Source organism: Pedobacter namyangjuensis (assembly GCF_003313325.1).
Taxonomy (GTDB): domain Bacteria; phylum Bacteroidota; class Bacteroidia; order Sphingobacteriales; family Sphingobacteriaceae; genus Pedobacter; species Pedobacter namyangjuensis.
In genome coordinates, this window is record NZ_QMHQ01000003.1 from 341,969 (window position 1) to 366,018 (window position 24,050).

Annotated in this window: 22 protein-coding genes and 1 tRNA gene; 11 read left to right on the forward strand and 12 right to left on the reverse strand. The window is 37.4% G+C overall.

The window, feature by feature from the left end; genetic code table 11:
* Positions 1 to 93: 93 nt before the first annotated feature.
* From DUT69_RS13330 to DUT69_RS13350, 5 genes are all read right to left on the reverse strand, one after another.
* Positions 94 to 1,371 carry an NAD(P)/FAD-dependent oxidoreductase gene (locus DUT69_RS13330; protein WP_113653741.1) on the reverse strand — a complete coding sequence of 426 codons (1,278 nt, stop codon included), beginning with the start codon at positions 1,369 to 1,371 and terminating at the stop codon, positions 94 to 96.
* Between the two features lie 125 nt (positions 1,372 to 1,496).
* Entirely contained in the window at positions 1,497 to 2,495 is a 999-nt protein-coding gene (locus DUT69_RS13335; protein WP_113653742.1) for a 4-hydroxyproline epimerase, read from the reverse strand.
* Positions 2,495 to 3,976: an aldehyde dehydrogenase (NADP(+)) gene (locus DUT69_RS13340; RefSeq protein WP_113653743.1), complete on the reverse strand. Its 1,482-nt coding sequence runs from the start codon at positions 3,974 to 3,976 to the stop codon at positions 2,495 to 2,497. The genes DUT69_RS13335 and DUT69_RS13340 overlap by 1 nt, the downstream gene beginning before the upstream one ends.
* Positions 3,977 to 4,110: 134 nt before the next feature.
* Positions 4,111 to 5,043: a dihydrodipicolinate synthase family protein gene (locus tag DUT69_RS13345; RefSeq protein WP_113653744.1), complete on the reverse strand. Its 933-nt coding sequence runs from the start codon at positions 5,041 to 5,043 to the stop codon at positions 4,111 to 4,113.
* A 111-nt stretch (positions 5,044 to 5,154) separates the two neighbouring features.
* Positions 5,155 to 6,030, reverse strand: a complete 876-nt coding sequence (locus tag DUT69_RS13350; RefSeq protein WP_113653745.1) for an AraC family transcriptional regulator — start codon at positions 6,028 to 6,030, stop codon at positions 5,155 to 5,157.
* 356 nt (positions 6,031 to 6,386) lie between these two features.
* On the opposite strand from DUT69_RS13350, the gene DUT69_RS13355 reads away from it, so the two are divergent.
* Positions 6,387 to 8,162 (forward strand): aminopeptidase P family protein, encoded by a 1,776-nt coding sequence (locus tag DUT69_RS13355; RefSeq protein ID WP_113653746.1) that lies wholly within the window; start codon positions 6,387 to 6,389, stop codon positions 8,160 to 8,162.
* Between the two features lie 190 nt (positions 8,163 to 8,352).
* Positions 8,353 to 8,667 carry an HPF/RaiA family ribosome-associated protein gene (locus DUT69_RS13360; protein WP_113653747.1) on the forward strand — a complete coding sequence of 105 codons (315 nt, stop codon included), beginning with the start codon at positions 8,353 to 8,355 and terminating at the stop codon, positions 8,665 to 8,667.
* A gap of 53 nt (positions 8,668 to 8,720) precedes the next feature.
* Here the strand turns inward: DUT69_RS13360 and DUT69_RS13365 are convergent, their stop codons facing one another.
* Positions 8,721 to 9,476: a hypothetical protein gene (locus DUT69_RS13365; protein ID WP_113653748.1), complete on the reverse strand. Its 756-nt coding sequence runs from the start codon at positions 9,474 to 9,476 to the stop codon at positions 8,721 to 8,723.
* Positions 9,477 to 9,622: 146 nt separating this feature from the next.
* Here DUT69_RS13365 and dcm point away from each other — a divergent pair, with 146 nt between their 5' ends.
* Positions 9,623 to 10,852 (forward strand): DNA cytosine methyltransferase, encoded by a 1,230-nt coding sequence (dcm, locus tag DUT69_RS13370; RefSeq protein ID WP_113653749.1) that lies wholly within the window; start codon positions 9,623 to 9,625, stop codon positions 10,850 to 10,852.
* 12 nt (positions 10,853 to 10,864) lie between these two features.
* Here dcm and DUT69_RS13375 read toward each other — a convergent pair whose 3' ends face one another.
* Together DUT69_RS13375 and DUT69_RS13380 are read right to left on the reverse strand one after the other, a co-directional pair.
* Positions 10,865 to 11,047: a hypothetical protein gene (locus DUT69_RS13375; protein WP_113653750.1), complete on the reverse strand. Its 183-nt coding sequence runs from the start codon at positions 11,045 to 11,047 to the stop codon at positions 10,865 to 10,867.
* Between the two features lie 65 nt (positions 11,048 to 11,112).
* Positions 11,113 to 11,610 (reverse strand): very short patch repair endonuclease, encoded by a 498-nt coding sequence (locus tag DUT69_RS13380; RefSeq protein WP_113653751.1) that lies wholly within the window; start codon positions 11,608 to 11,610, stop codon positions 11,113 to 11,115.
* A gap of 112 nt (positions 11,611 to 11,722) precedes the next feature.
* Between DUT69_RS13380 and ku the strand changes: the two genes are divergently transcribed.
* Positions 11,723 to 12,493 carry a non-homologous end joining protein Ku gene (gene ku / locus DUT69_RS13385; RefSeq protein ID WP_113653752.1) on the forward strand — a complete coding sequence of 257 codons (771 nt, stop codon included), beginning with the start codon at positions 11,723 to 11,725 and terminating at the stop codon, positions 12,491 to 12,493.
* Between the two features lie 10 nt (positions 12,494 to 12,503).
* Here ku and ligD read toward each other — a convergent pair whose 3' ends face one another.
* Positions 12,504 to 15,161, reverse strand: coding sequence for a DNA ligase D (ligD, locus tag DUT69_RS13390; RefSeq protein WP_113653753.1), 2,658 nt, complete (start codon positions 15,159 to 15,161; stop codon positions 12,504 to 12,506).
* Between the two features lie 140 nt (positions 15,162 to 15,301).
* Between ligD and DUT69_RS13395 the strand changes: the two genes are divergently transcribed.
* Both DUT69_RS13395 and DUT69_RS13400 read left to right on the forward strand, forming a co-directional pair.
* Positions 15,302 to 16,204, forward strand: coding sequence for an SDR family oxidoreductase (locus DUT69_RS13395; RefSeq protein ID WP_113653754.1), 903 nt, complete (start codon positions 15,302 to 15,304; stop codon positions 16,202 to 16,204).
* Between the two features lie 78 nt (positions 16,205 to 16,282).
* The gene (locus DUT69_RS13400) at positions 16,283 to 16,462 is read left to right on the forward strand and encodes a hypothetical protein (protein ID WP_113653755.1); all 180 of its coding nucleotides are present in this window, start codon (positions 16,283 to 16,285) and stop codon (positions 16,460 to 16,462) included.
* Positions 16,463 to 16,499: 37 nt separating this feature from the next.
* On the opposite strand, the gene DUT69_RS13405 is transcribed toward DUT69_RS13400, so the two are convergent.
* Entirely contained in the window at positions 16,500 to 16,859 is a 360-nt protein-coding gene (locus tag DUT69_RS13405) for a response regulator transcription factor (RefSeq protein WP_113653756.1), read from the reverse strand.
* A 200-nt stretch (positions 16,860 to 17,059) separates the two neighbouring features.
* Here DUT69_RS13405 and DUT69_RS13410 point away from each other — a divergent pair, with 200 nt between their 5' ends.
* The 4 genes from DUT69_RS13410 to DUT69_RS13425 are packed head-to-tail and all read left to right on the forward strand — an operon-like array spanning position 17,060 to position 19,930.
* Positions 17,060 to 17,428, forward strand: coding sequence for a SpoIIAA family protein (locus DUT69_RS13410; protein ID WP_113653757.1), 369 nt, complete (start codon positions 17,060 to 17,062; stop codon positions 17,426 to 17,428).
* Positions 17,429 to 17,433: 5 nt separating this feature from the next.
* The gene (locus DUT69_RS13415; protein ID WP_162796313.1) at positions 17,434 to 17,868 is read left to right on the forward strand and encodes a hypothetical protein; all 435 of its coding nucleotides are present in this window, start codon (positions 17,434 to 17,436) and stop codon (positions 17,866 to 17,868) included.
* 17 nt (positions 17,869 to 17,885) lie between these two features.
* Positions 17,886 to 18,440 carry a pyridoxamine 5'-phosphate oxidase family protein gene (locus tag DUT69_RS13420; RefSeq protein WP_113653759.1) on the forward strand — a complete coding sequence of 185 codons (555 nt, stop codon included), beginning with the start codon at positions 17,886 to 17,888 and terminating at the stop codon, positions 18,438 to 18,440.
* Positions 18,441 to 18,463: 23 nt separating this feature from the next.
* The gene (locus tag DUT69_RS13425) at positions 18,464 to 19,930 is read left to right on the forward strand and encodes a glycoside hydrolase family 130 protein (RefSeq protein WP_113653760.1); all 1,467 of its coding nucleotides are present in this window, start codon (positions 18,464 to 18,466) and stop codon (positions 19,928 to 19,930) included.
* Positions 19,931 to 20,228: 298 nt separating this feature from the next.
* Here the strand turns inward: DUT69_RS13425 and DUT69_RS13430 are convergent, their stop codons facing one another.
* Positions 20,229 to 21,236: a glycosyltransferase family 4 protein gene (locus tag DUT69_RS13430; RefSeq protein WP_113653761.1), complete on the reverse strand. Its 1,008-nt coding sequence runs from the start codon at positions 21,234 to 21,236 to the stop codon at positions 20,229 to 20,231.
* The gene (locus DUT69_RS13435) at positions 21,233 to 23,512 is read right to left on the reverse strand and encodes a glycosyltransferase family 4 protein (RefSeq protein ID WP_113653762.1); all 2,280 of its coding nucleotides are present in this window, start codon (positions 23,510 to 23,512) and stop codon (positions 21,233 to 21,235) included. Before DUT69_RS13435 ends, DUT69_RS13430 begins: the two co-directional genes overlap by 4 nt.
* A 382-nt stretch (positions 23,513 to 23,894) precedes the next feature.
* On the opposite strand from DUT69_RS13435, the gene DUT69_RS13440 reads away from it, so the two are divergent.
* Positions 23,895 to 23,974 (forward strand) — tRNA-Leu (locus tag DUT69_RS13440).
* Positions 23,975 to 24,050 lie beyond the last annotated feature (76 nt).

A 24,050-nucleotide genomic window follows, 5' to 3' on the forward strand; every position in this document is an offset into this window, starting at 1 on the left:
ATTTCAATGTTTCCTCTTCAATTGATCTTATGCCAATTGAGGAGGAAACAAATAAAACGTACAAAGATGTACGGAGAGAGCGGCATTAGTATTTTAGTTGAATCTTTCTGGGTTGTACATGCCAATACTGGTACTTAAGTTTTGACCGTTGGCTAACTCTGCTACTAATTTGCCGGTTGCGGGCGCAAGACTTACCCCCATCATTCCGTGGCCACCTGCAATAATTAAATTGTTTAATTTTTGGCTGTAACCTAAATACGGCAATCCGTCTGGCGAGCAAGGCCTAAAGCCGTACCAAATTTTGTCTACTGCCGGTATAGCAACCTGATGCTCTGGATAATATTGCGGAATGGAGTTTACAATCCCTTCTACCCTATTCATATTAACCTTATTATTCATTGGCGCAATTTCCATTGTTCCACCAAATCTTACTTGGCCGTTCATTGGTGTTACTGCAACCCTTGCCTCTAATAGTAATGAGGGATGAATGATTTTCTTTTCAGGCTCTACCATAAAAGAATAACCTTTACCCGGCATTACCGGAATACTTAATCCGGCTTTTTTAGCAATTTCTGGCAACCAAGCGCCACCTGTCATTACCACTAAATCTGCGTTATAACTTGCTTTTTCGGTGGTTAAGGAAGTAATTTTTCCGTTTTCTGTTTTAAAGCCTGTTACTTTACAATTGGTTTCTATATCGGCACCATTTTGTTTTAAATAACTTACCAATTGTTTAACCAAATCATTTGGATAGAGGTGTGCATCGCAACGATAATGCACAGAACCTAAAACATCTAAAGCGGTATGTGGCTCTAAATCTTGTGTTTGTTTTGCATTTAAAGGTTCTACATCTAAACCCAATTGTTGCGCCTTTTTGGCTAAATGAATTTCTTCCTCGCCTGTTGGTTTTGTTTTGTACAGCATTAATATGCCCTTTTTCTCCAAACCAAAATTTAACTCGGGTTGTGCAGCCAAATCATCATACAATTGCTTGCTTAGCAAATGTAAATCTCTTAATGGCTGTGCAGATGCATCAACATGTTTATCGTTGGCATACTTCCAAAACTTTAATCCCCAAGAAATTAATGAGGAGTTTAGTGCAGGTTTAACATAAAATGGACTTTTGCTGTCGAACATCCATTTTATGCCTTTGCTAATCATGCCCGGTGCGGCCAAGGGCACAAAGTGACTAGGAACAATCATGCCAGCATTACCCGAAGAGCAGTTGTTAAATAAATCGCCTTGCTCTAAAATAGTAACTTTAAAGCCTTCTTTTTGTAAATAGTAGGCACTGCAAAGACCAATTATACCACCACCAATAATGGTTACGTTGCCTTTAGATGAAGATTGGTTCACTGGTTTATCAGTCATTTGTTCATTAAATTATTCCGTTTGCTTAGCTTACGGAAAAATGATTATAAGTTTAATATTTTTTGATCCATCGACAAGCTCAGGATAAAAGTGCTTTCTGGCTGCGCTCTTAAGCTTTCAGCTTTTTAAATTACCTGAAAGCCATGCGCATATGGATCATCATCATCAATAAAAATGGTATTGTAGCCTGTAACCATTGCCCAACCTTCTATGCCTGGAACAATTGCCGGCTTGCCTCCTATTGTGGTTTCTTCTTCAATAGTGCCTATAAACTTAGAACCAATGATGCTTTCGTGTATAAATTTATCGCCTTTTTTTAGTTTTCCTTTAGCATACCATTGGGCCATACGGGCTGAAGTGCCGGTTCCGCAAGGCGAACGATCTATTGCCTTATCACCATAAAAAACAGCGTTACGGGCAGTAGCTTCTTCAGAAAGCGTTGCGCCAGCCCATAAAAAATGACTTAAGCCATTAATGTTTTCATCTTCTGGATGAACGAAAGTATACTTCTCATTCATCTGTTTACGACAAGCCCTGCTCCAACTGATTAATTGATCTGCTGTGTAATGCTCTAGGCCTTTAAAGTTTTCTTGCGGATCTACTATGGCATAAAAATTACCACCGTAAGCTACATCAACCGTAATTTTACCTAAATCTGGGCAATCAACTTCAAGTGATTCGGCAGCTAAATATGATTTTATGTTAATCAATTTAACCGATTTTACCTTTTTGCCTTCTTGCTGATATTCTACCAACACTAAACCAGCTGGAGTTTCTAACCTTAGTTTACCAGGAACTTTAGGTATAATTAATCCTTCTTCGATAGCGATAGTTACCGTACCGATGGTTCCGTGTCCGCACATAGGCAAACATCCACTGGTTTCTATATAAAGTACGCCAATATCATTTGTTGGGTCTACTGGCGGATATAAAATACTGCCACTCATCATATCGTGTCCGCGAGGCTCGAACATTAAGCCTTTGCGAATCCAATCGTATTCTTTTAGAAAATGCAACCTGCGCTCCATCATGCTGTTGCCCTGCAACAATGGTCCGCCACCGGCCACAACACGCACCGGATTGCCACAAGTATGCGCATCTATACAGCTGAAAGTCTTTTTCATTAAATTTTTTCCTTCGTTAATTCGTTATCCACTGTGCGCCAAATATTCAAAGGATTTTCATTCTTCAACTCATCTGGTAAAAATTCGTTATCCCAATTTTGGAAAGATAATGGTCTAGCAAAACGCTTAATTCCATCGGCACCAACAGAGGTAAATCTGCTATCGGTACTTGCCGGGAAAGGACCACCGTGATGCATTGCCAAGGCAACTTCTACACCTGTTGGCACATTGTTAAATATTAAACGGCCACAAATCTCTTGCACTTCGCTTAATAATTCTTTATGTGCGTTAATATCGCCCGGCGTAGCCATTAATGTTGCCGTTAACTGACCTTCCATTGCTTTTGTAACCGCTAATAATTCAGCTTCATCAGCACATTCTATAATTAAAGAATACGGACCAAACACCTCTTGATGCAAAACTGGATTATTTAAAAATGTTGAGCCAGAAACGGTAGCAATGCTAATTTTACCTTGCGCTTTGGTAGCTTCGGTAGTAGATTGTGCAACCACCTCAACTCCGTTTTGATTTAATGCAGTGGCTAACTTGGTGCTATAATTATCGGCTATACCTTGGTGCAACATAGTTGCAGGCGTTAAAATCTCTATTTCTTGCTTTAAAAGCGACTTGAAAGTTGTTAAAGCATCATCGGCAACTGCCACAATTAAACCCGGATTAGTACAAAATTGGCCAACGCCCAAAGTAACCGAACCTGCTAATTGTTTAGCCAAACTTTCTGTCTCTGTAGCCAATTTTTCTGGCAATAAATAAACAGGATTAACACTTCCCATTTCGGCAAAAACCGGAATTGGGTTTTTACGCTGGTTAGCCCAATCAAACAAAGCTTTACCACCACCAAACGAACCAGTAAAACCGATCGCTTTTATAGCATCATGCTTAGCTAAATACTCTCCAACTTCAAAACCAGCACCGTAAACGTGTGCAAAAATACCTTTTGGCATACTGCACTTTTCTGCTGCCTTTTCTATAGCCGAAGCCATTAATGTTGATGTTTTTAAATGCGCTGGATGCGCTTTTACGATAACCGGACAGCCCGCTGCAAAAGCGCAAGCAGTATCGCCACCGGCTGTAGAATAAGCAAAAGGGAAATTACTTGCACCAAATACTACAACCGGACCAAGTGGCACCAACATTTTACGTACATCTGGTTTTGGAGGTGTACGCTCTGCCAATGCAGTATCTATACTTGCTTCTAGCCAATTTCCTGCTTCCGCTGCAGCTCCATAGCTTGTTAACTGAAACATCGTTCTAGCTCTTTCGCCTTGTAAACGTGCTTGTGGCAAATTAGTTTCTGCCATTGCAGTTTCAATCAGTTCATCGCCCAACGCTTCAATCTCCGCAGCAATTGCACGCATAAAATCTGCACGTTGTTTTAAGCTATAGTTTTTATATTGATGAAAAGCTTTAACCGAATTTGCTATAACCTGATCTAGTTCTGCTATTGTAGTATCCTTATACATATTTTTTGTTTTTTTGATTTAATAAGCCACGACGCTAATTAAACCTGTGTTTTATTGCTTTTAAAGCGAAAAATTGCAGGCGACACTTCTTATGGAAATGCCACTTGCAATCTCTAATTATAAATTGATTAGCCCTAAGCTACTTCAACTTCTAAATTTAAATAGTCTGGCAAAATAGGGCGATTAGCCAAGGCATCATTGATTACCTTAAGCACTCTTTCTCTTTCTTCGCCTTTAACAACTAATCTTGGTGCTCTAACATATTCAGAACCAATACCAACAGCGGTTGCAGCTAATTTAATGTATTGTACCAATTTAGGGTGAATATCTAATTCTAATAATGGCATAAACCATCTGTAAATTGCCAGAGCCTCATCATATCTTTTAGCTTTAACCAAACGATAAATTGCCACAGTTTCTGCTGGGAAAGCATCAACCAAACCAGCAACAAGACCGTGAGAACCTAACAATAAAGCCTCTAACGAAATTGTATCTACACCACCCAAGATTTTAAATCTGTCGCCAAATCTGTTAATCATGTTAGTGATGTTTGCCAAATCTCTTGTGCTTTCTTTAACAGCTTGGATATTTGGGTAAGGCAATAATTGCTCAAACATCGCGATAGAAACTTTAATTCCGTAATCAACCGGATTGTTGTAAATTAAAATTGGCAAGTTCGTACCTGTAGCAACTGCTTGGAAATAAGTTACAACCTCTTCGTCATCAGCTTTATATTTTAGTGGAGGTAATAGCATAATGCCATCTGCACCCAACTGCTCAGCTTCTTGTGCCATTTCTATAGCAACTTTGGTTATTTGCTCAGCTACATTTATAATAACAGGAACTTTACCTGCAACAGCTTTAACGCAATAAGTCAAAAACTCAGCTTTTTCTTCTCTAGTTAAGGTACTTGCCTCTCCTAAAGAGCCACAAATAATAATTCCATCAACGCCTGCGGCTAATTGCGCATCAAGGTTTTTTTGGAACAAAGGATAATCGATTGTATCGTTTTCTGTAAAAGGAGTTAGTAGCGCCGGATATACGCCTTCCCAAGCAACTTGTTTCATAGTTTAATTTTTTTATCAAATTTAAGTTGGTAGTACTAAATATTTTTATCGTGTTTTGATGGAAAATAAACGAATATTAACCTTCGTAAATTTTACAGTTATTTTTTGGTGTTAAAAATTACTAAAGTAGTGTTCTAAATATGCCTTCGGCGATTCGCCTTTAACCGCTTTAAATACTCGGTTAAAATTAGTAACACTATTAAATCCGCAAGTGTAGGCAGCGGTGGCAATATTCTCATATCTGCCACTTGTTAATTTCTTACAAGCCTCATTAATTCGCATTTCATTTAAAAAAGAAACGAAGGTTTGTCGAGTGTGCTTTTTAAAATACCTGCAGAAAGCCTGCGGTGTCATGTGTGCTTGCGCCGCCACTTCTTCTAGGGTAATTAATCGCTCGTAATGTTGCATTATATAACTGAAGATGTTCGCAATTCTAATTCCTTCGTTCTCAGAAAAACTTACCGAACGTGATTGCGCCAAAGGCTGCTCTTTACCACTATATTGACACAAATTATTAACTAACTGCAAAAAGTTGGTTAATAATTCTTGATTTTGTGAGTTTTGAACGGCCAACATCTGCGATATAATCACGTCGCAATGTTTAGATGGCACTTTAAATCCGCCTTGAAATTGTTGTAAAAACGACTTCACCAACTGCATTTCGGGAAGATCAAAAACAGGCAGTAATCTTCCTGCCGGATCAAAGAAAATCATCAAAGCTTGAATTTGCAATCCACTTTCTTCCTGAAAATATTCTGCATTGCTCTTAAATAAATGCGGCTGGTTTGCGCCAAGCAAATAAACATCATTAGCCTTAAATGCGTAAAGATGATTATCCACTACCAACGTCCCTTCGCCTTCTTTTATCCAAATCAACTGCGCTTCATTATGCCTATGCAAATGAGGGTAAAAATGAGGCATAATATCTTCCTGAACAATTATTGCCCTATCATGCGCTACCGGTAATGTGAACTGTAAAACCTTCATTTGCAAATTATCACAAGCTCAATATTAACTCAAAAATTTAACATATACGCAAAACAAGTTAAAATTAGTTAATAATCTATCAATATTAACCAATTTTTTAACCCCAAAAAGTTAAAATCTGTAAAGTTTGCATCAAAAATGTTATAAAAAACTTTTCAACTTTAATTGTAGTATTGCAACCATTAATTAAAAATATTCACCATTGGTTAAATATTCACCGTAAAGGACATTAATTCATCCCTAACACGAATCTAGCCTACTGCTTAAAAACGGTAGGCTATTTTTTTTTAGCATAATTGAAAAGTCATTAACGCTCAAAGATTTTAAACTTTACCATAACTTTTACAAATTTGTACATGACTTATATCGAAAAACTAAACGCTATTCGCGAGCAAATGAAAGCCGATGGCGTTGCCGCATATATTATTCCATCTGCCGATCCGCACATTAGCGAATATTTACCAGACCATTATAAGTGTATTTCTTTTACTACTGGATTCAAAGGTTCGGTTAGTACGGTGGTAATTACCCAAGATTTTGCAGGTTTATGGGCAGATTTTAGGTATTTTGAACAAGCAGAGGCAGAACTTGAGGGAAGTGGATTTGAATTGGTAAAACTAAAAGTTCAGCATATGCCGGAATATATTACCTGGCTAGGCGAAAACTTAGCCAAGGGCGATACAATTGCTTTCGATGAAAAACTGGTTTCTGTTGTACTTGGTCAGTTGCTACAACGCCAATTAGCCTATAAAGAAATTGGTTTTTTGCATAAAGACTATTTAAGCCCAATATGGGAAAACCGACCAGCACTGCCAACGGCACCAGCATTTTTGGTATCCGAAGACGTTGTTGGCCAATCGGTAAGCGAAAAATTAACTGCCGTTAGAGCTCAAATGCAAAAACTGCATGCCGATTTTCATTTAATTTCTTCGTTAGACGATTTGGCTTGGCTTTTTAACATTCGCGGAGCAGATGTAAGTTTTAACCCCGTTGTTTTAAGTTTTGCATTGGTTTCTGCTACACAAGCAACTTTGTACATTCAACCTGATAAATTAACAGAGGCTGATAAATTATCCTTGTCAAAAAATGGCGTACAGCTTTTAGCTTACGATACCATTGCGAAGGATTTACAATACCTGCCTGCCGAAAGCGCAATTTTAATTGACCCAAAACGTAACTGTTTTGCACTTTATAAATTAATTCCACATTCGGTAAAGCAAGTTTTCGAAACTAATCCTTCTACTCATTTAAAGGCAATTAAAAACAGCGTAGAGATAGAAAACACACGCAAAGCGATGATTAAAGATGGCGTAGCAATTACGCAGTTTTTAAAATGGGTTACAGAAAATGTAGGCAAATCAGAAATTACCGAGCTTTCAGCAGCCGAAAAATTAAAAGGATTTAGAGCTGCGCAAGGCGATTTTGTAGGCGAGAGTTTTAATACCATTGCTGGCTACAAGGCGCATGGAGCGTTGCCACATTACGCATCAACACCAGAAAGCAATGTGGCCATTGAGGCTAACGGGCTTTTCTTAGTAGACTCTGGAGGCCAATACCGTTACGGCACTACAGATATTACACGTGTTTTGCCAATGGGTAACAATACAGAAGAAGAAAAAACCGATTATACCTTAGTTTTAAAAGCTATGATAGAAGGTTGCAAAACTCGCTTCCCGAAAGGCACCTGCGGTTACCAGATAGATGCAATTACCCGCAGACCGATGTGGGATTATGCCTTAAACTATGGTCATGGAACCGGTCACGGTGTAGGTTACTTTTTAAATGTACACGAAGGACCACAGGTTTTTAACGCCACGGCCACCCCAGTTGCAGTAGAATTAGGCATGATTACTTCCATCGAACCTGGAATTTATCGCCCCGGAAAACATGGCATCCGTATAGAAAACTTGGTTTTAACCATTGCAGACGAAACCAATATATTTAACGAGTTTTATGCGTTTGAGACTTTAACTTTAGCCCCTATCGATACGACTTTAGTTAAAAAAGAACTTTTAGAAAAATCGCATATCGATTGGCTAAATGCTTATCATGAAAATGTTTACAATAAATTGAGCCAATTTTTGAGTGAAGATGAAAAAACATTTTTATCAAAAATGACTGTAGCGCTTTAATTGCTAATTCGCAAAATCTACCCGGTTCCGTTTACCTATAAATTTAATATTCAGCGTATAACGCATCCTTTAGTGCTATATAAACCTTCCTACTTAAAAAACAGGAAGGTTTTTTGTTTATAAAAAGCATACAACTGCAAAAACAAGGCTCTTCTATATTTGTTAATATTACATACTTAAAAACCTAAATATGAATATTCAATTAAATGCCGATAAGAATTTAACGATTCACGAACCTTACGAAATTCAAATTAAAGAACAGTTAACCAAAGATTTAGACCGTTATAGCAATCATGTTTCTCGCGTAGAGGTTCATCTTTCTGACGAAAATGGTAGCAAAGCAGGATTAAATGATAAAAAGTGTTTAATCGAAGCAAGATTAGATGGTAAACCTCCAATTGTGGCTAGCGATTTGGGCAATACTTACGACCTCGCATTAAAAGGTGCTACAGAAAAAATAAAAAGCGCTTTAAACACTGCAGTTAGTAAAATGCAGGATAAATAAAAAGACAAATCAATTATCAAAATCCGATTGTGCAAAACACAATCGGATTTTTTTTAGCCTTTTAGTTTAGCTACTAAAAAAGAAATGGGCTTCAAATCTCCAGCTTGGATATAATAATTATTAGCATCCATTTTAATATGGCCATTTAATATTGCGCCTTGTGGTATTAGATAGCGTTGCGCAACCAATGCTTTTAAAGTTAGATTGCTCATACAACCTGCAACATCATAAAACCAGTTCACGCTATACAGAAGTGCTTTGATTTCCGTTAAACCGTAAATTTCGTTTGAATAGAACATCCCTTTTGATTGAAAAATATTTTTTATATCGGGCTTAAACCTCACCAATACAAAGTAATCGTACTGTGCATTTTCTCCAGCCAAAGTGTTTGGCAAATAATTTCCGTTCTCATCCCAATCTTGGGCCTCCAATAATAAAAGGTTAGCAAAACTAGCGGCAGATTTAATGTTTACTCGTTTTCCATTTACTTTCAAATCGCAATCGTCCCAGGTTCCTTTTCCATGAATACCAAAATCTACTTCATCTACTGTTAAGGAGTAAATTTGAAACAAGTTATACAACACAACTTCCGCTAGTTTACCTTGAAACGTATTACAAAAAACCTCTCCCTTTTTTCTGCGAGAAATTCCGCCTGTTCTATGGCTGCGATGATGTCCTTCGCCATAAACCATGCTGTAAGCAAACGTTAAAGCCTTATCTATATGCTCCAATTCAATCGCTGTAGCATTAAAACTGCATTTATGGTTTACAGAATAATGGCTGTCTTCGTTATGGGTTAATTTACTCATTTAGCGGTTTATAATTACAATTTAGCATTTTCATTGTAAATTTCCTTGCTTATTTTATTCAAGCAGAATCTAAAATATCACATCCTAAATAGCTTAGATTTTTTTATCTTGCAGGCAAATAAAATCATAGCGTAACACCAATAGAAATGGATTTGAAGGACAAGATATCGTTAGCAGAATTACTGATAAACAAACATAAATCCAAAAAAGAAACGCTAGATCATTTAGATGCTTCGTTAACACACTATTTGCAAAGAAGCGCTGATAATAATGATAAAAAGCTTAAGCTCGACGCTATTTTTTATACCAAGCAAATATTAAACGCTAAGACCGACGGAGAAGAATTTGCTGAAAGTAAAATCAGTAAAGCACTCGACAATAGTATTTTTGAGCCCATTCCGATCCCTTTTCCAGAACAGAAAAAAACACATTTTACTTTTATAGATTTATTTGCCGGAATCGGCGGTTTTAGGTTAGCACTCCAGAATATTGGCGGAAAATGTACCTACTCAAGCGAGTACGAACCAAATGCAAAAGTTACCTATGCCACAAATTTTGGCAAAATTCCCTATGGCGATATCACTAAGGACGAAATAAAGGACTACATACCCGAGTCGTTTGATATTTTATGTGGTGGTTTTCCTTGCCAAGCTTTTTCTATTGCAGGTCACCGCAAAGGTTTTTCTGAAACTAGAGGAACGCTGTTTTTCGACATTCAACAAATAATCGAACAGCACAGACCCAAAGTAGTTTTTTTAGAAAATGTTAAAAACCTTGTAACACATGATAATGGCAATACTTTTAAAGTTATTTTAGAAATTTTACAAGAAAAACTAAAATATAAGGTTAGCTACAAGGTATTAAACTCTATGACACATGCCAACGTTCCGCAAAACAGGGAGCGTATATTCATCGTTGCTTTTGACCCTGAGCAAGTACCTAACCACGCCAATTTTAATTTCCCAGAGGCAATACCTTTAACAAAAACTATACACAACATTTTAGAACCAGGCAAACAGCCAGATAAATATTATTATAGCAAAAGCCATATGTACTACCCAACCTTACAAAAATCAATGACCTCTGTAAATACACTTTACCAATGGCGCAGGGTTTATGTAAGGGAGAATAAAAACAACGTATGCCCAACTTTAACGGCAAACATGGGTGCCGGTGGGCATAATGTACCTTTGGTTAAAGATGCATTTGGCATCAGAAAACTTACCCCTAGAGAATGTTTTTCTTTTCAGGGCTACCCAGAAAATTATATTTTACCAAGTTACCTTGCCGATAGCAAACTTTACATGCAAGCCGGAAATTCAGTAACCACACCCTTAATCGAGAGGATTGCGGTAAAAATAAAAGAGGTATTATAAGTTTTTCAGAAACTACCAAACCTTGTAAGTAAGACCATTTTTCTGAAAAGCAGTTTCAGCAGTACTTGGCCTAATATGCCCCACTATTCGTTTTACTTCGCCGTCGTTCCTAGGCTTCGTGCCCACTACAATTGGGTTTATATAACCTGGGTTTACCTTACTATTTACCGCAGCTTGCAAACTGCCTAGTAGCATTAAAGGTAAATTCTTTCATATTAGGGAGGGCATTTTCTCGAAGACAAAACCAACATTCAGTCAATCTATTCTTTAGCAGGAATAACATGATTTTTAGCAGCCTCTATATAAAGCATAATCTGGTTCAGGCAAACCGATAAATTGCTTTTCACATCGTGTTCCCAAAATCGCATTACAGTATAACCAATATCGCTTAAACTTCTGTTTACAAACCGATCGCGTTGCATATTTCTCTCAATTTTAGGAATCCAAAAACCCAAATTACTTTTCGGTTTTCGTTTTGCCCAATCGTAGCCATGCCAAAAGTCGCCATCAACAAATATTGCTAGTCTGTACTTGTCTATAACCAAATCTGGCTTTCCCGGCAAATCCTTTCTATGTATCCTGAACCGAATATTCCTCGCCCAAAGTGCTTTCCTAAGCATCATCTCTGGCACAGAGTTTTTGCCACGAATCTTAGCCATCGTTTTACTACGCTGCTTGGTGGTATAAAAACCAGCACTCTCCTCAAAACGAGGAATTTTGATGATTTCTTCTTCTGCAGTATAGTTTTTAACGCTCATATTTACCTAACTGCAATTACGCCAAAATGTTTAACACCTAAAAGGATTTATGCTGAAACCGCTGCTTCTCAAAAACAATAAAAAACGACGGCTGTTTATAAAGAAAAAAGTTATGAGAGCTATTTGGAAAGGCGCAATAGGTTTTGGTTTAGTTAACATACCCGTAAAATTATACTCAGGTGTGCAAAACAGCAATTTGGATTTAGATATGCTCGACGAACGTGACCATGCCAAGATTAAATATCAACGAATAAACGAAGACAGCAGAAAAGAAGTTCCTTTTGATAAAATTGTAAAAGGGTATTTTCTAAAAGATCGCTACGTTATTCTTGATGAGCACGACTTTGAAGAAGCAGCACCAGAAAAAAATAAAATCATAGAGCTTGAAAATTTTGTCGACATAAAAGACATCAACCCTGTTTATTACGAAACTTCTTATTATACCGAACCAGAAAAACAAGGAACAAAAGCCTACGCCCTTTTGCTTAAAGCTTTAGAAAAATCTAAAAAAGCTGGCGTTGCCAGATTTGTATTAAGAAGCACAGAAAATCTTTGTGTAATACACCCAATGGATGGCGTAATCGTTATCACTAAAATTCGCTTTCAGGAAGAGATAAGATCCCTGGCAGACATAAAGAAAGTAAGCACCACAGTAACCAAAAAAGAAATGGACGTAGGCTTAGCTTTAATTAAACAATACAGCGCCCCATTTGATATTGCGGCTTTTAAAGACGAATACACTAACGAATTACTAAAAATAATTAAAGCAAAAGCCAAAGGCAAACGTACGGTGGTTAAAAAACTTAAACCTAAAAAGGCTACCAGCGATAACCTTTACGATCAATTAATGCAAAGCTTGGGCGGAGCAAAAAAACGAGCATAGTTGCTGGCTATCACTCTTCTTCCTGTTCTGTTTTGGCAGCAAAATCTTTTAAGATTTTTTTCAGATCTATGCCTTTCGAGAGTATAGGTTTAAAAATATCACCATTGGCTTTTATACGCTCCATTGCATTAAAAATAGTAAAATCCTTTAGCTTCAATCCTTTTTTAACCTCTTCCCACTCTAATGGCATAGAAACAGTAGCGCCCGGTTTTGGTCGTACAGAGTAAGGTGCAGCAACGGTGGCTCCTGCCCTATTTTGTAAAAAGTCTAAATACATTTTGCCTTTTCTATCTTTAATGGCTCGTTCTAAACTGGTAAACTTTGGCAATCTTCTGTTTACTAACGTTACAATAATCCTTGCAAACTCCTTTGATTGCTCGTAAGTATATTTTGCACCTAAAGGAATATAGATGTGCAGACCGGTAGAACCACTTGTTTTGCAATAACTCGGTACATTCATTTCATCTAAAACCTTCTTAGTTTCTAACGCCACCTCAATTACCTGGTTAAAACTCTGTTTATCAGGATCTAAATCAAGCACACACCATGTTGGATGATCAGGTTTTTTTATAGTGCTATTCCAAGGGTTAATTTCAATGCATCCTAAACTGGCCATATAAAGTAAAGTTGCCTTGTTGTTACCTAGCAGAAAGTGTTTATCTTCATCGCTATCGCCAGCATGATATAAATAGGTGTCAATCCAATCCGGCACCTTACCTGTTACATCTTTTTGGTAAAAACTTTGCCCATCAATCCCGTTAGGATGCCTATTTAAAGACTGTGGCCTATTTTTTAAATACGGCAAAATATAGCTTGAAACTTCATCGTAATAATTTATTAATTGGCGTTTTGTAATTTTTTCTATCGGCCAGTAGACTTTACTTAGATTTGTAAATTTAATTTCTTTTCCGCCCACTTTAAGAAGTTGCGTTTCTTCACCAGCGTCTAATAATCCACCGTCTTCGCCCTTTTTAGCTGAGGTTTTCTGAACCTTTTCCACAGGCACTTCTTCCTCCAACATTACTTCTTTGGCTTTTTTATCCTCACGCATTCCCTCAAAAGACGGGTGTCGCATTACACCATCCGCAGTCATCTCTGTAAAACTTACCTCGCATATCAGTTCGGGTTTCAACCAAGTAGCTATAGCCTTTGGTGGGTTTGGCCTAAACCTGCTGGCTTTATTAATATCTGGCTCGGCAGAAAATGCAGGCTTATCTATTTCAAGCGGTTTAAACTGTGCTAACAATTCTTTTTGCGTCTTCGCAGAAAAACCTGTACCAATTTTACCCGTGTAAACTAATTTCTTTCCTTTGTACACGCCTACCAAAAGCGAGCTAAAAGATTTCGTAGAATCGTCATTTCTGGTATAACCTGCAATTACAACTTCCTGTCTTTTATTCGCCTTAATTTTTAACCAGTTTCCACTTCTATGGTCGGTTTCATAAACGCTGTCCTTGCTTTTTGCTATAATCCCTTCTAAACCCATTTTTTTCGCAGCAGCTAAAAAATCTATACCAGAAGTATCAAAATCCTTACTCAGTTTAATCCGGTCACTTTCGGGCAAAACCTTTTTTAACAATGCCCTACGAGCTGTTAATGGCAAATCTTTGAGGTTATAACCTTCATACCATGTTATATCGAAAACGTAATAAATCAGCAAGCCGTCTTCGTCACTACGCCAATTTTGCAGGGCACCGAAATCAGCCATTCCTTTTTCGTCTGCCACTATCACCTCTCCATCTAAAACTGCATTAATTTTTAATGCTTTTAGCTCGTTATATATCGGATGGAATTTCTCATCGAATGATTTGTCGTTGCGAGATTTTAGACTAACGGAGGAATTATTTTTAAATGCTATCGCTCTGTAACCATCCCATTTTATTTCGTAAAGCCAATTTTCATCATCTTCCAAAGGTTTGTTAACCAAAGTTGCCAGCATAGGCTTTAAGTTCGAGGTAAATTTTTGTTTCTTGGCAGTTGCCAATATCGATTTTAAGTTGTCTGTTTCTGATTTCGCCTTAACTTTTTTCTCGCTAATCTTTTTGCCTAATTGCGCACTGGCATCTTTAAGTTTAGGCTGGGCCTTTTCATGTGCTTTTTTTACCTGCTCTAATGTTTTTTTAGATCGTACCGATTTATCTTTAATCGTAATATCAACCTCACTGGCGTACTTGTCGTTGTGTTTTATTAAAAGCCAAGCATTTTCGCCCATGCCCTTGGTTTTTACTAAAGCAAATTCGCCTTTAAGCTTTTTGCCATGTAAAATCATTTTAACGGAGCCTTTTTTTATCTCCTTTAGCAAATATTTTTCTTGGCCCTTAACATCTTCTTCCTTCGCTTCTAAAGCCTCGTACGTTCCTTCGTCCCACAGTATAACCGTGCCTCCACCATATTCTCCTTCCGGAATAATTCCCTCAAAATCTTTATAGTCGAACGGATGATCTTCTACCATCATTGCCAAGCGTTTGGTTTTTGGATCATTTGAAGGACCTTTAGGTACCGCCCAACTTTTTAACACCCCGTCCATCTCTAACCTAAAATCGTAATGCAGGTGAGACGCTGCATGTTTCTGAATTACGAACCGCAGTTCTTTACCGGTGCTTTTTCCGCCTTGCGGCTCTTTAGTTTTAGTAAACGAACGCTTTTTTTGGTAGGCTGTTAAACTCATAAAAATCAATTTGATAACATCTTTAGAACAACCCTATTTTTAAAATGTTTAGTGTGTGTAGGCCAGTTAAATAAAACTATTTGAAATTGGGGATGTTCCTTTTCAAACAAGAATCTTTTATCCCCGAAAATTGATTTAGAATGAAAAAGCAGAAGAAACAAGAAAACATCGAAAATCCAGACGAAAAATACCCTGTACCGCCTTTTCCTAAGCAAAAACAAACGCCACCAGGAACAGAGGCTGCTTTAGATCCACCAGCGAACCATGGCGAACATTCTTACCAAGGATGTGGAAAGCTAAAAGGTAGAAAAGCAATTATAACGGGTGGCGATTCGGGAATTGGAAAAGCTATTGCTATTGCTTTTGCCAGAGAAGGTGCAGATGTTTTAATCAGTTATTTAAGTGATGTAGAAACTGTAGATGCTAAAGATACCGCAAATTGGGTTGAAAAAGCTGGTCAAAAGGCAGTTTTGGTGAAAGGCGATATTAGAAAAGAAAATCATTGTAAAAAAATTATAGAAAAAGCTGTTGCAGCATTTGGGCAAATAGACATTTTGGTAAACAATGCTGCGTTTCAAATGGGAAGAGAGAAATTGGACGATATCCCTACCGAAGAGTGGGTTAAAACTTTCGATACCAACATTCATCCCATGTTTTATTTAAGCAAAGCTGCCGTAAAACACATGAAAAAGGGCAGTAGCATTATTAACACCACATCGGTAAATGCGTATAATCCATCAGAAGTGCTTTTGCCTTACGCTGCCACCAAAGGTGCTATTCAAAACTTTACGGCTAATTTGAGCCAGATATTATTAATGGAAGGTACAGGTATAAGGGTTAACGCAGTAGCGCCAGGACCTATTTGGACACCATTGATCCCATCCACTATGCCAGATCCTGAAAAATTTGGTCAGGATACGCCTATGGGCCGACCGGGACAACCCGTAGAGGTTGCTTGTGCCTATGTATTTTTAGCTAGCGATGATGCAAGTTATATTGCCGGAGCAACTTTACCCGTTGCTGGCGGAAGAATCACCATCTAAAGCATCAACCTCTTAAAAAAATTTTTTTAATTAAATACCTAGGTTCTAATAAAATCTCAGGTTATAAAAACCAAAATCATGGAAAACTCGAAAAAAGAAAATCAAGAAACAGAGAATAAAGAAAAAGGAAAAACAGCTGGTGATGCGAAAGGAAAAGCTTCTTTTGATCAAAATGGCGAAGGTGCATCGCCTAAATATGGAAAAGCTGGCGACGAACCTAGCGAAACAAAAGAGGGCGCAAAAAAAGGGAAGATTTAATTCTTCCCTTTTTTATATTGATACCTAATTTTAATAATTAAGCAATAAGATCGTTTACTTTTTTAACTAACGCGTCAATATCGAAAGGTTTAGCTATAAAATCATCAGCTCTGCTTTCCTTACGCATAAAGGCAACATCTTTATGGGCCGACATTAGCAAAACAGGAATGGTTGCAGATTGCTCGTCATCTTTTAATTTTTCGCAAATCGTCATTCCATTACCGTCGGGCAACATTACATCTAGTAAAAACAAAGTCGGTAAATCTTTATCTTTTCGTTCTTCAAAAGCCTTAACAGTAGCAAAGCTATCTACACCATACCCCTCACTTTCAAGTAAATAAGTTACCAGCTCGCGTATATCATCGTTATCTTCTACAACGTAAATTTTTTTGTCCATTTAAAAATCCTTAGGCAAATATAAAAATATCATCCTAGCTACAACAAAAACAGCACCATATTGATTTTTATTTTTCATAAAAAATCAACCGGCAACCATTCTAACTAAAAATTGTTTTAGAAAAAGAGATTAACATTCCAAAAAACATAAGCCAAGCGATATTTGTTACAGCTACACATCATCCTTTAAAACAAAAAAACATGTTAACTAAACTAGAAAATTTACCGGCTCACGTGTTTGGCGTAAAAGCCGAAGGCGAAGTTGATGCAGATGACCTTAAAAATGTCCTTTTACCAGGACTAGAATCATTAACAGATAAATTCGGGGAAATCTATTACATACTTGTTTTAGAAACCAAAGTAGAAAACTTTACCGCTGGTGCTTGGTTTCAGGATATGGTTGCTGGCCTAAAACATTTAACAGCTTGGAAAAAAATGGCTATCGTAACAGATCAGAAGTCGGTAGAAAAGTTTACAGATGGTTTTAGCTATGTAACCCCAGGAGAAGCAAAGGGCTTTTCTTTGGCAGAAATAGACGAAGCTATAGCATGGGTAAGTATAAAAAATTAAATATTATGGGATTGATTAAAAATTTATTAGCCGGTTTTGCAGGTTCTGTAGCATTAAATGTGTTGCACGAAACCATGAGAAAAAATTTTAGCAATGTGCCTCGCATAAATTTGCTTGGCGAAGAGGCCCTAAACAAAACTTTATTCGCCTACGGCACGCCCATTATGGATAAAGATGAATTACATAATACTACACTGAAAGCTGATTTAGCTTCAAACGCAATGTACTATAGTTTAATTGGTGGTAATAAACATTTTATCTGGCCAAAAGCTATTATACTTGGTGTAAGTGCTGGCGTAGCTGCATTAAAACTTCCAGAGCCTATGGGTTTAAATCCAGAACCGGTTACTAGAACGCAACAAACAAAAATATTAACGGTTGGCTATTACTTATTCGGCGCTTTAGTAACTGCCAGCGTTTTAAAAGCCCTATCAAAATAAAATCAAATCATCTACCTATGGAAAACAATTCGAGAGACAGCGCAAACAACACGCAAAACACAGCAGATCATATAAAAACCCTAGAGGGTAAAGAAGCTGTTAAAAAATTAAAAGATTTGGCTACCAGTGCCGAAAACTGCTTTTTCTGCACCAACATAAAAACCGGACTACCTGTTTCTGTTCGTCCTATGTCTGTACAAGAAGTAGACGACGAAGGCAACCTTTGGTTTGTAAGCATGGTTGACAGCAATAAAAACGAAGAAATAAAACACGACCCCTTTACCCAACTTTTCTTTCAAGAAAACAAAAACTCGGGTTTTTTAAGCATTTATGGCATCACTGAGGTGTTAAGAGACCAGGCTAAAATAGATGAGTTGTGGAATCCATTTTTAAAAGTGTGGTTTCAAAATGGTAAAGACGATCCAAATATCGCTTTGTTAAAAGTTGTGCCAACAAATGTTTATTATTGGGATACCAAACATGGTGAAGCTATTGCCTTTATTAAAATGGCTGCTTCTATTGTTACAGGTAAAACCATGGATGATTCGGTTGAAGGAAAACTAGAAATCTAAATAGCACACCCTAAAAAATTAGCATGAGAATTCCAATTGAACGAAAGTACGTTAAAGTTTATCCAGACCCTAAGCGAGTAATTGCCCGATTTTTTTTTAATGGCGATGAACGCGGAAAAGATGTAATTACCAAAGTGCTTACTTTAAGTAACGAGCAGGTTTTTGGCATCATTTCGCCGCTATTGCAAGAATACAGTAAAAGGCATCGTAACATTACAAAAATACTGCTTAGGCATTGCAAAAAGCTTAAAACCCTATTTTCTTCAATGGACATCGATTACCGCGAAATTGAAGAGCATCGCAGGCTGTTAATTGGATCTTATTTTACGCACGAGTATTCAATTGAGTCTGCCGCATTCTTTAATCCTTCCATCATCGAAGATCCAGACCAATCTGACTTAGAAGATGGTCAAAAACGCTTAATTATAAGTTTCAGAGCTGTTGGAGAAGGACATATTTCTTCAATAATCTTCAGAAGAGCGCTAATAGATAGGCATAATAACATCACGGTTATCCCGGCAGGAGATTACATAGACGAGGCAGAAATTATTAGAAATGCTACTTACAACAAAAAGCTATTTCTAGAAAAAGGCCTAATGTCTCTAATCGACAAAGATGTGCTGGATAAACTCAACGCTAAGTTAGATGATCAGTTCGATTACGCAACCCTGAAAAAGATTATCGGCGAGGCGCAAGCTTTAGAACAAGATCCTGAAAAAGACGTAGAATTTGAAAAAGTATTATGGCTTTCAGATTCGTATTACGAAATCGTTTTCTCAATGGATACCGATATCTCCGATAGGGTAATTTTCCCAATTTCAGAATTTGAGCGTAAAGGTATAGAAGATGCCCGCTTTACCAAATTTACGCACGATGATGGAACATCTGCTTATTACGCAACTTACACCGCTTATGATGGTCATATCATCATCCCTAAACTGTTAAAAACTAAAGATTTTTACGACTTTACAATAGGGCCATTATTCGGTAAAGGCGCACAGAACAAAAATTTAGCATTGTTCCCGAGAAAAATAAACGGTAAATATGCTATGTTGTCTCGTATAGATGGTATAAATAATTACATCATGTATTCAGACAAAATAAATATCTGGGAAAACCCTATCCTACTTCAAGAACCTAAATATTCGTGGGAATTTGTGCAGATAGGTAATTGTGGCTCTCCGATAGAAACTGAAAAAGGTTGGTTGGTAATCACCCACGCTGTTGGGCCAATGCGTAGGTATTGCCTAAGTGCATGCCTGCTTGATCTAAATGATCCAACGATTGAAATTGGTAGGTTAAATGAACCGTTGCTAACCCCAAATCCAGACGAGCGTGAAGGCTACGTTCCGAATGTTGTTTACTCTTGCGGTTCTATCATAAACAATGGTCAACTGGTTATCCCTTACGGATTGTCAGATTATTCATCTTCATTTGCAACGGTAGATTTAAACGAGCTTTTAGACAGAATTATAGCAAACGGAAATTAAAAAAAACAGTTAAACTTACGAAGTTTTGATCGGCACTTGCCAAAAACTTCGTAAGTTTTTTTTGTAAATATCCAGATAATAAGAAGCGCAATTTCCCTTTTCCAATCAACGCTCTTCCCGCTTTACACTATATCATTTGCTGTTTAAAACAGCAAATAATGCCGTTACAATCGGGGCTAGGTTGCAAAATTCTACTAAAAACAACGTATTAACTAAAACGTACAAGTTGATGTAAACCCTAAAACCGAGATGTAAAATTTGACCATCAATTCCTAACTATCGAACTTATTTATAAATCCTAGCGATTTAAAATGTTTTGGTAGCAGGTATAATAATCTTGCACCATTCGCTCTTTAGAAAACTTATCTATTGCCCAAGTACGGCAGTCCAGTCTTTTAATTTGATGTAGGTCGTTAACAACATCTACAGCTTGCTCAACATTCGACACTAAAAACCCAGTTTTCTGGTTCAAAATTAGTTCAGGCATCGAGCCTCTATTATATGCAATTACTGGGGTACCGCACAGCATAGCTTCAGCTACGCTTAAACCAAAAGGTTCATCAAATGCAATCGGATGAAGCAAAGCTAAAGCACCGCCCAACAACTCATTTCTACGCTCTGGCCCAGCTAATCCTAAATATTCAATTTGATCGCTTAACCTGGGTTTAATTTCATACTCGAAATAATCATGATCTTGCACCAAACCAACTATATATAACTTTTTTTTACTTTGCTCGGCAATTTTTATCGCATCTAAGGTTCCCTTGTCCCGGTGTATGCGACCAAAGAAAAGTAGATAATCATCTGGTTGCGCTACGAAAGTAAACTCGTTTACATTTAGTCCGTTATACACGGTAGCAAGATAATCTAATCCAACCGCTTTATCTGCTTCGCTTATAGCAACATAACTTGTGGTGTTATTATACTTCTGGTAAACCGGCAATATTTTCTTCGAAGAAAAACCATGTATAGTGGTAATTATTGGCGTTTTAATCAGACTCGAATAACTGAGTGGTAAAAAATCAAAATGGTTATGAATAATGTCAAATTCACTTGCCCGCTCCATTACATTACTAATATGCAAACACTCTACAACCTTAGCATCCAATGTTTTATCTTCATCGTAACCTTGCTCGGTTATCGATAACAGTTTTGCCTTAGTGATAGAATTACCGGTAGCAAACAAGGTAACATCCAAGCCTAGATCAACCAAACCTTCGGTAACATTAGAAGCAACCTGCTCCCATGGCCCATACTCCGTTGGAGGCGTTCGCCAAGCTATTGGCGAAAGAACCGCTACCCTCAATTATTTATGATCGACTTAACCTTAACCGCTCCGGCTAAATGATGGTCGTACTTAAAAGCTTGTAAAACTGTTAAATGCGAAACAAGATAAGCTAAGGTACTTTCAGCTCCCTGATTTCTGTTTACCCCATTTGCCTGTAAGCCGTCTGCGCAACCTTTGGTTTCAGAGTCGTACAAAGGAATTCTAAGAGAATTTTCTCCAAGAAACCACATGTAACTCGTAAACATCTTTTTCATATACTCCGTCTCTCGAGTAACAATAAAGGCTTGAAAATACATGCAAACCATAGCCATTATTTCAATAGCCTGCTGGTCGTATAAAGGTGCTTTCTCGGCACCGCGTAAATGCCATCCATCATTACCTACGGGATTGATAGTGCTTAAATTAAAGGTAATTTTCTCCAGGTATTTTAAAGACTCATGGGCAATTTCCTTCACTTCCGGATCGCCAGTAATTTCTACCACATGAAACAATGCTAAAGGAAAAATCGCATTATCGTAAGTCATGTGATCTTCAAACCAATGCCAATCATCGCCTTTGGTATTTTTATAAGATGCAATTAGTTTTACTGTTAGCTGATTAAGTTCATTTAAGATTCGCTCATCATAAGGATGTGTTCTCAGGTAATAACTCAATCCGGTAATGGTATTACATATTCCTCGTAAATGTGTTAGATTTTTGAAATGAGGAACAGCTTTAAAGAACAACTCGTAACCAAACTCTGCGTAAGAACGGTTCGGAGCGGCGTTAATTAGGTAGCCAAGCGACCAGATAGTTCTTCCAAAAGAGTCGTCAGAACCTTCCTCATCCAAAAACTGTCGACTAAAACTGGTAAAATTCCTGAAATTTCCATTATCCAATTGCAAATCATGAATATAACTCAAATAGATCGGCATCAGATTTAAGGCGTCTTCATCTTTCCGCTCCTGATAAGCCATTAATGCCATAATCAACGCTCTTGAATTGTCGTCTATGCAGTACCCCTCTTTTCTGTTGGGGATCCCATACTTCGCATGCTGAAAAATACCTGTATCGTCGGTCAATCTTTTAACATAAGACAAATCTAGCTGAGGTATTAAGGTTCTATCTATAATCTGTCTTAAAATTTTCTCGCTATAATCCGGGTGTTTAACCGCATTTTCTACTACTGTGATAAAAGATTTACCAATTTTAGGCCACCTCAGTTTTAATCCGTACTCGTAAGCATTAGCTTTAAGCGCACTCATTTTGGTAGGGTTATCCAACAAATCATTAACGATGGAGGCAAGCCCAACATGATCCTTGAAATTAAACAAACGTCCTCGGTTATTATCCAACAACTCCTGCGCATGCCAATAAGGTGTAGAAACTACAGCAGCACCAGCGCCAACAGCGTATGAAAGTGTGCCACTTGTAATCTGCGCTTCGTTAAAGTATGGTGTAACGTATATATTAGCAGCTGTCAGATAATTTATCAACTCCGCTTCCTCCACAAACTTATTTAAAAACACCAGGTTTTTCTCCACTCCTAAATCGCTTGCCAATTGCTTTAGGTAATCTCTATATTCTTCGCCAGAATTTTTAACAACGCCAGGATGCGTATTTCCTAGAACGACATACACCGCATCAGGATGGTTTTGAACAATTGCTGGTAAGGCTTTTACCACTGTTTCTAAACCTTTATTACGACTGATCAGTCCGAAGGTTAACAATATTTTTTTCCCTCTTAAAGCATCAATTTCATTAACAGGATTAACAGCAGGCGCTTCCAAATCTGGCACACCATGCTCAATTACCTGTATTTTTGCTAATGGGATATCGTAGATATCTTGTAAAAATCCAACTGCCTTCTGGCTCATTACTACAATTTTAGCCGAACGTTTGGCTATTTCCTTAATAATAGACTTTTGTAGAAAAGTAGGAGTATTTAAAATGGTATGTAAAATAGATATAATCGGTTTTTCTATTTGATTAATGAAAGGCAATACATATACCCCACTTTCGCCTCCGTAAATGCCGAACTCGTGCTGTAAAATACAAGCATCTACATCGCTTTCGTTAATAAAATTTGCCGCATCGCTATAATCGCTCTGTATATTTTGTCTTATAATAGATTTAACCTCCGGCGGATAACTGTATTCATCAAAGTCATCTGCATTGTTTAACGCAACCACTACACTTGTTTCTGTAATGTTTTGATTAGTAAAGTTAGCGTTGATTGCTTTAATAAGGTTACTATTAAAGGTGGCTAATCCACACTCTCTAGGAGGATAAGTTGAAATATATGCTATTTTCATATGTTGGTGTAGTTCTACGTAATCGGTAATGCATTAATAATTTACCTAATGATTAGGCAGGTAATTATTTTTTATAAAAAAGAACGGCAGTATAGGAGCGTCAAAATATTAACAACGAGCTATGAAAGTTGTTTTATGATTTGAACGATTTTGCCGTTTGTCTCTAGAAAAGACATTTATAGTGGTATGGCAATCTACGTTTATTAGTGGGATATTTGGTATTGATTGTTAATTAAAATGCTTAATCGTAATTATAATTAGATGAAAATGAACACAGTAGCGAAAAAGCCAGCAAACGATTAAATAATTCTATAAAAAACCTGAAAATATTTTGGATGTTAGCGCAGTAAACCATAGATTTGCGTCCCGCTATTAAGCAAATGCCCAGCTGGCGGAATTGGTAGACGCGCTGGTCTCAAACACCTGTGGGAAACCGTGCCGGTTCGACTCCGGCGCTGGGTACGTATCAAAGCCTTAGAGAAATCTAAGGCTTTTTTTGTTTTGACAAATCCGCTTTTAATGCCGTTTATTAACCGAT

What these genes read in the sequence shown, in the direction of transcription:
- DUT69_RS13330 (WP_113653741.1), bottom strand. Translation starts at nt 1,371, where the DNA reads ATGACTGATAAACCAGTGAACCAATCTTCATCTAAAGGCAACGTAACC.
- DUT69_RS13335 (WP_113653742.1), bottom strand. Translation starts at nt 2,495, where the DNA reads ATGAAAAAGACTTTCAGCTGTATAGATGCGCATACTTGTGGCAATCCG.
- DUT69_RS13340 (WP_113653743.1), bottom strand. Translation starts at nt 3,976, where the DNA reads ATGTATAAGGATACTACAATAGCAGAACTAGATCAGGTTATAGCAAAT.
- DUT69_RS13345 (WP_113653744.1), bottom strand. Translation starts at nt 5,043, where the DNA reads ATGAAACAAGTTGCTTGGGAAGGCGTATATCCGGCGCTACTAACTCCT.
- DUT69_RS13350 (WP_113653745.1), bottom strand. Translation starts at nt 6,030, where the DNA reads ATGAAGGTTTTACAGTTCACATTACCGGTAGCGCATGATAGGGCAATA.
- DUT69_RS13355 (WP_113653746.1), top strand. Translation starts at nt 6,387, where the DNA reads ATGACTTATATCGAAAAACTAAACGCTATTCGCGAGCAAATGAAAGCC.
- DUT69_RS13360 (WP_113653747.1), top strand. Translation starts at nt 8,353, where the DNA reads ATGAATATTCAATTAAATGCCGATAAGAATTTAACGATTCACGAACCT.
- DUT69_RS13365 (WP_113653748.1), bottom strand. Translation starts at nt 9,476, where the DNA reads ATGAGTAAATTAACCCATAACGAAGACAGCCATTATTCTGTAAACCAT.
- dcm (WP_113653749.1), top strand. Translation starts at nt 9,623, where the DNA reads ATGGATTTGAAGGACAAGATATCGTTAGCAGAATTACTGATAAACAAA.
- DUT69_RS13375 (WP_113653750.1), bottom strand. Translation starts at nt 11,047, where the DNA reads ATGCTACTAGGCAGTTTGCAAGCTGCGGTAAATAGTAAGGTAAACCCA.
- DUT69_RS13380 (WP_113653751.1), bottom strand. Translation starts at nt 11,610, where the DNA reads ATGAGCGTTAAAAACTATACTGCAGAAGAAGAAATCATCAAAATTCCT.
- ku (WP_113653752.1), top strand. Translation starts at nt 11,723, where the DNA reads ATGAGAGCTATTTGGAAAGGCGCAATAGGTTTTGGTTTAGTTAACATA.
- ligD (WP_113653753.1), bottom strand. Translation starts at nt 15,161, where the DNA reads ATGAGTTTAACAGCCTACCAAAAAAAGCGTTCGTTTACTAAAACTAAA.
- DUT69_RS13395 (WP_113653754.1), top strand. Translation starts at nt 15,302, where the DNA reads ATGAAAAAGCAGAAGAAACAAGAAAACATCGAAAATCCAGACGAAAAA.
- DUT69_RS13400 (WP_113653755.1), top strand. Translation starts at nt 16,283, where the DNA reads ATGGAAAACTCGAAAAAAGAAAATCAAGAAACAGAGAATAAAGAAAAA.
- DUT69_RS13405 (WP_113653756.1), bottom strand. Translation starts at nt 16,859, where the DNA reads ATGGACAAAAAAATTTACGTTGTAGAAGATAACGATGATATACGCGAG.
- DUT69_RS13410 (WP_113653757.1), top strand. Translation starts at nt 17,060, where the DNA reads ATGTTAACTAAACTAGAAAATTTACCGGCTCACGTGTTTGGCGTAAAA.
- DUT69_RS13415 (WP_162796313.1), top strand. Translation starts at nt 17,434, where the DNA reads ATGGGATTGATTAAAAATTTATTAGCCGGTTTTGCAGGTTCTGTAGCA.
- DUT69_RS13420 (WP_113653759.1), top strand. Translation starts at nt 17,886, where the DNA reads ATGGAAAACAATTCGAGAGACAGCGCAAACAACACGCAAAACACAGCA.
- DUT69_RS13425 (WP_113653760.1), top strand. Translation starts at nt 18,464, where the DNA reads ATGAGAATTCCAATTGAACGAAAGTACGTTAAAGTTTATCCAGACCCT.
- DUT69_RS13435 (WP_113653762.1), bottom strand. Translation starts at nt 23,512, where the DNA reads ATGAAAATAGCATATATTTCAACTTATCCTCCTAGAGAGTGTGGATTA.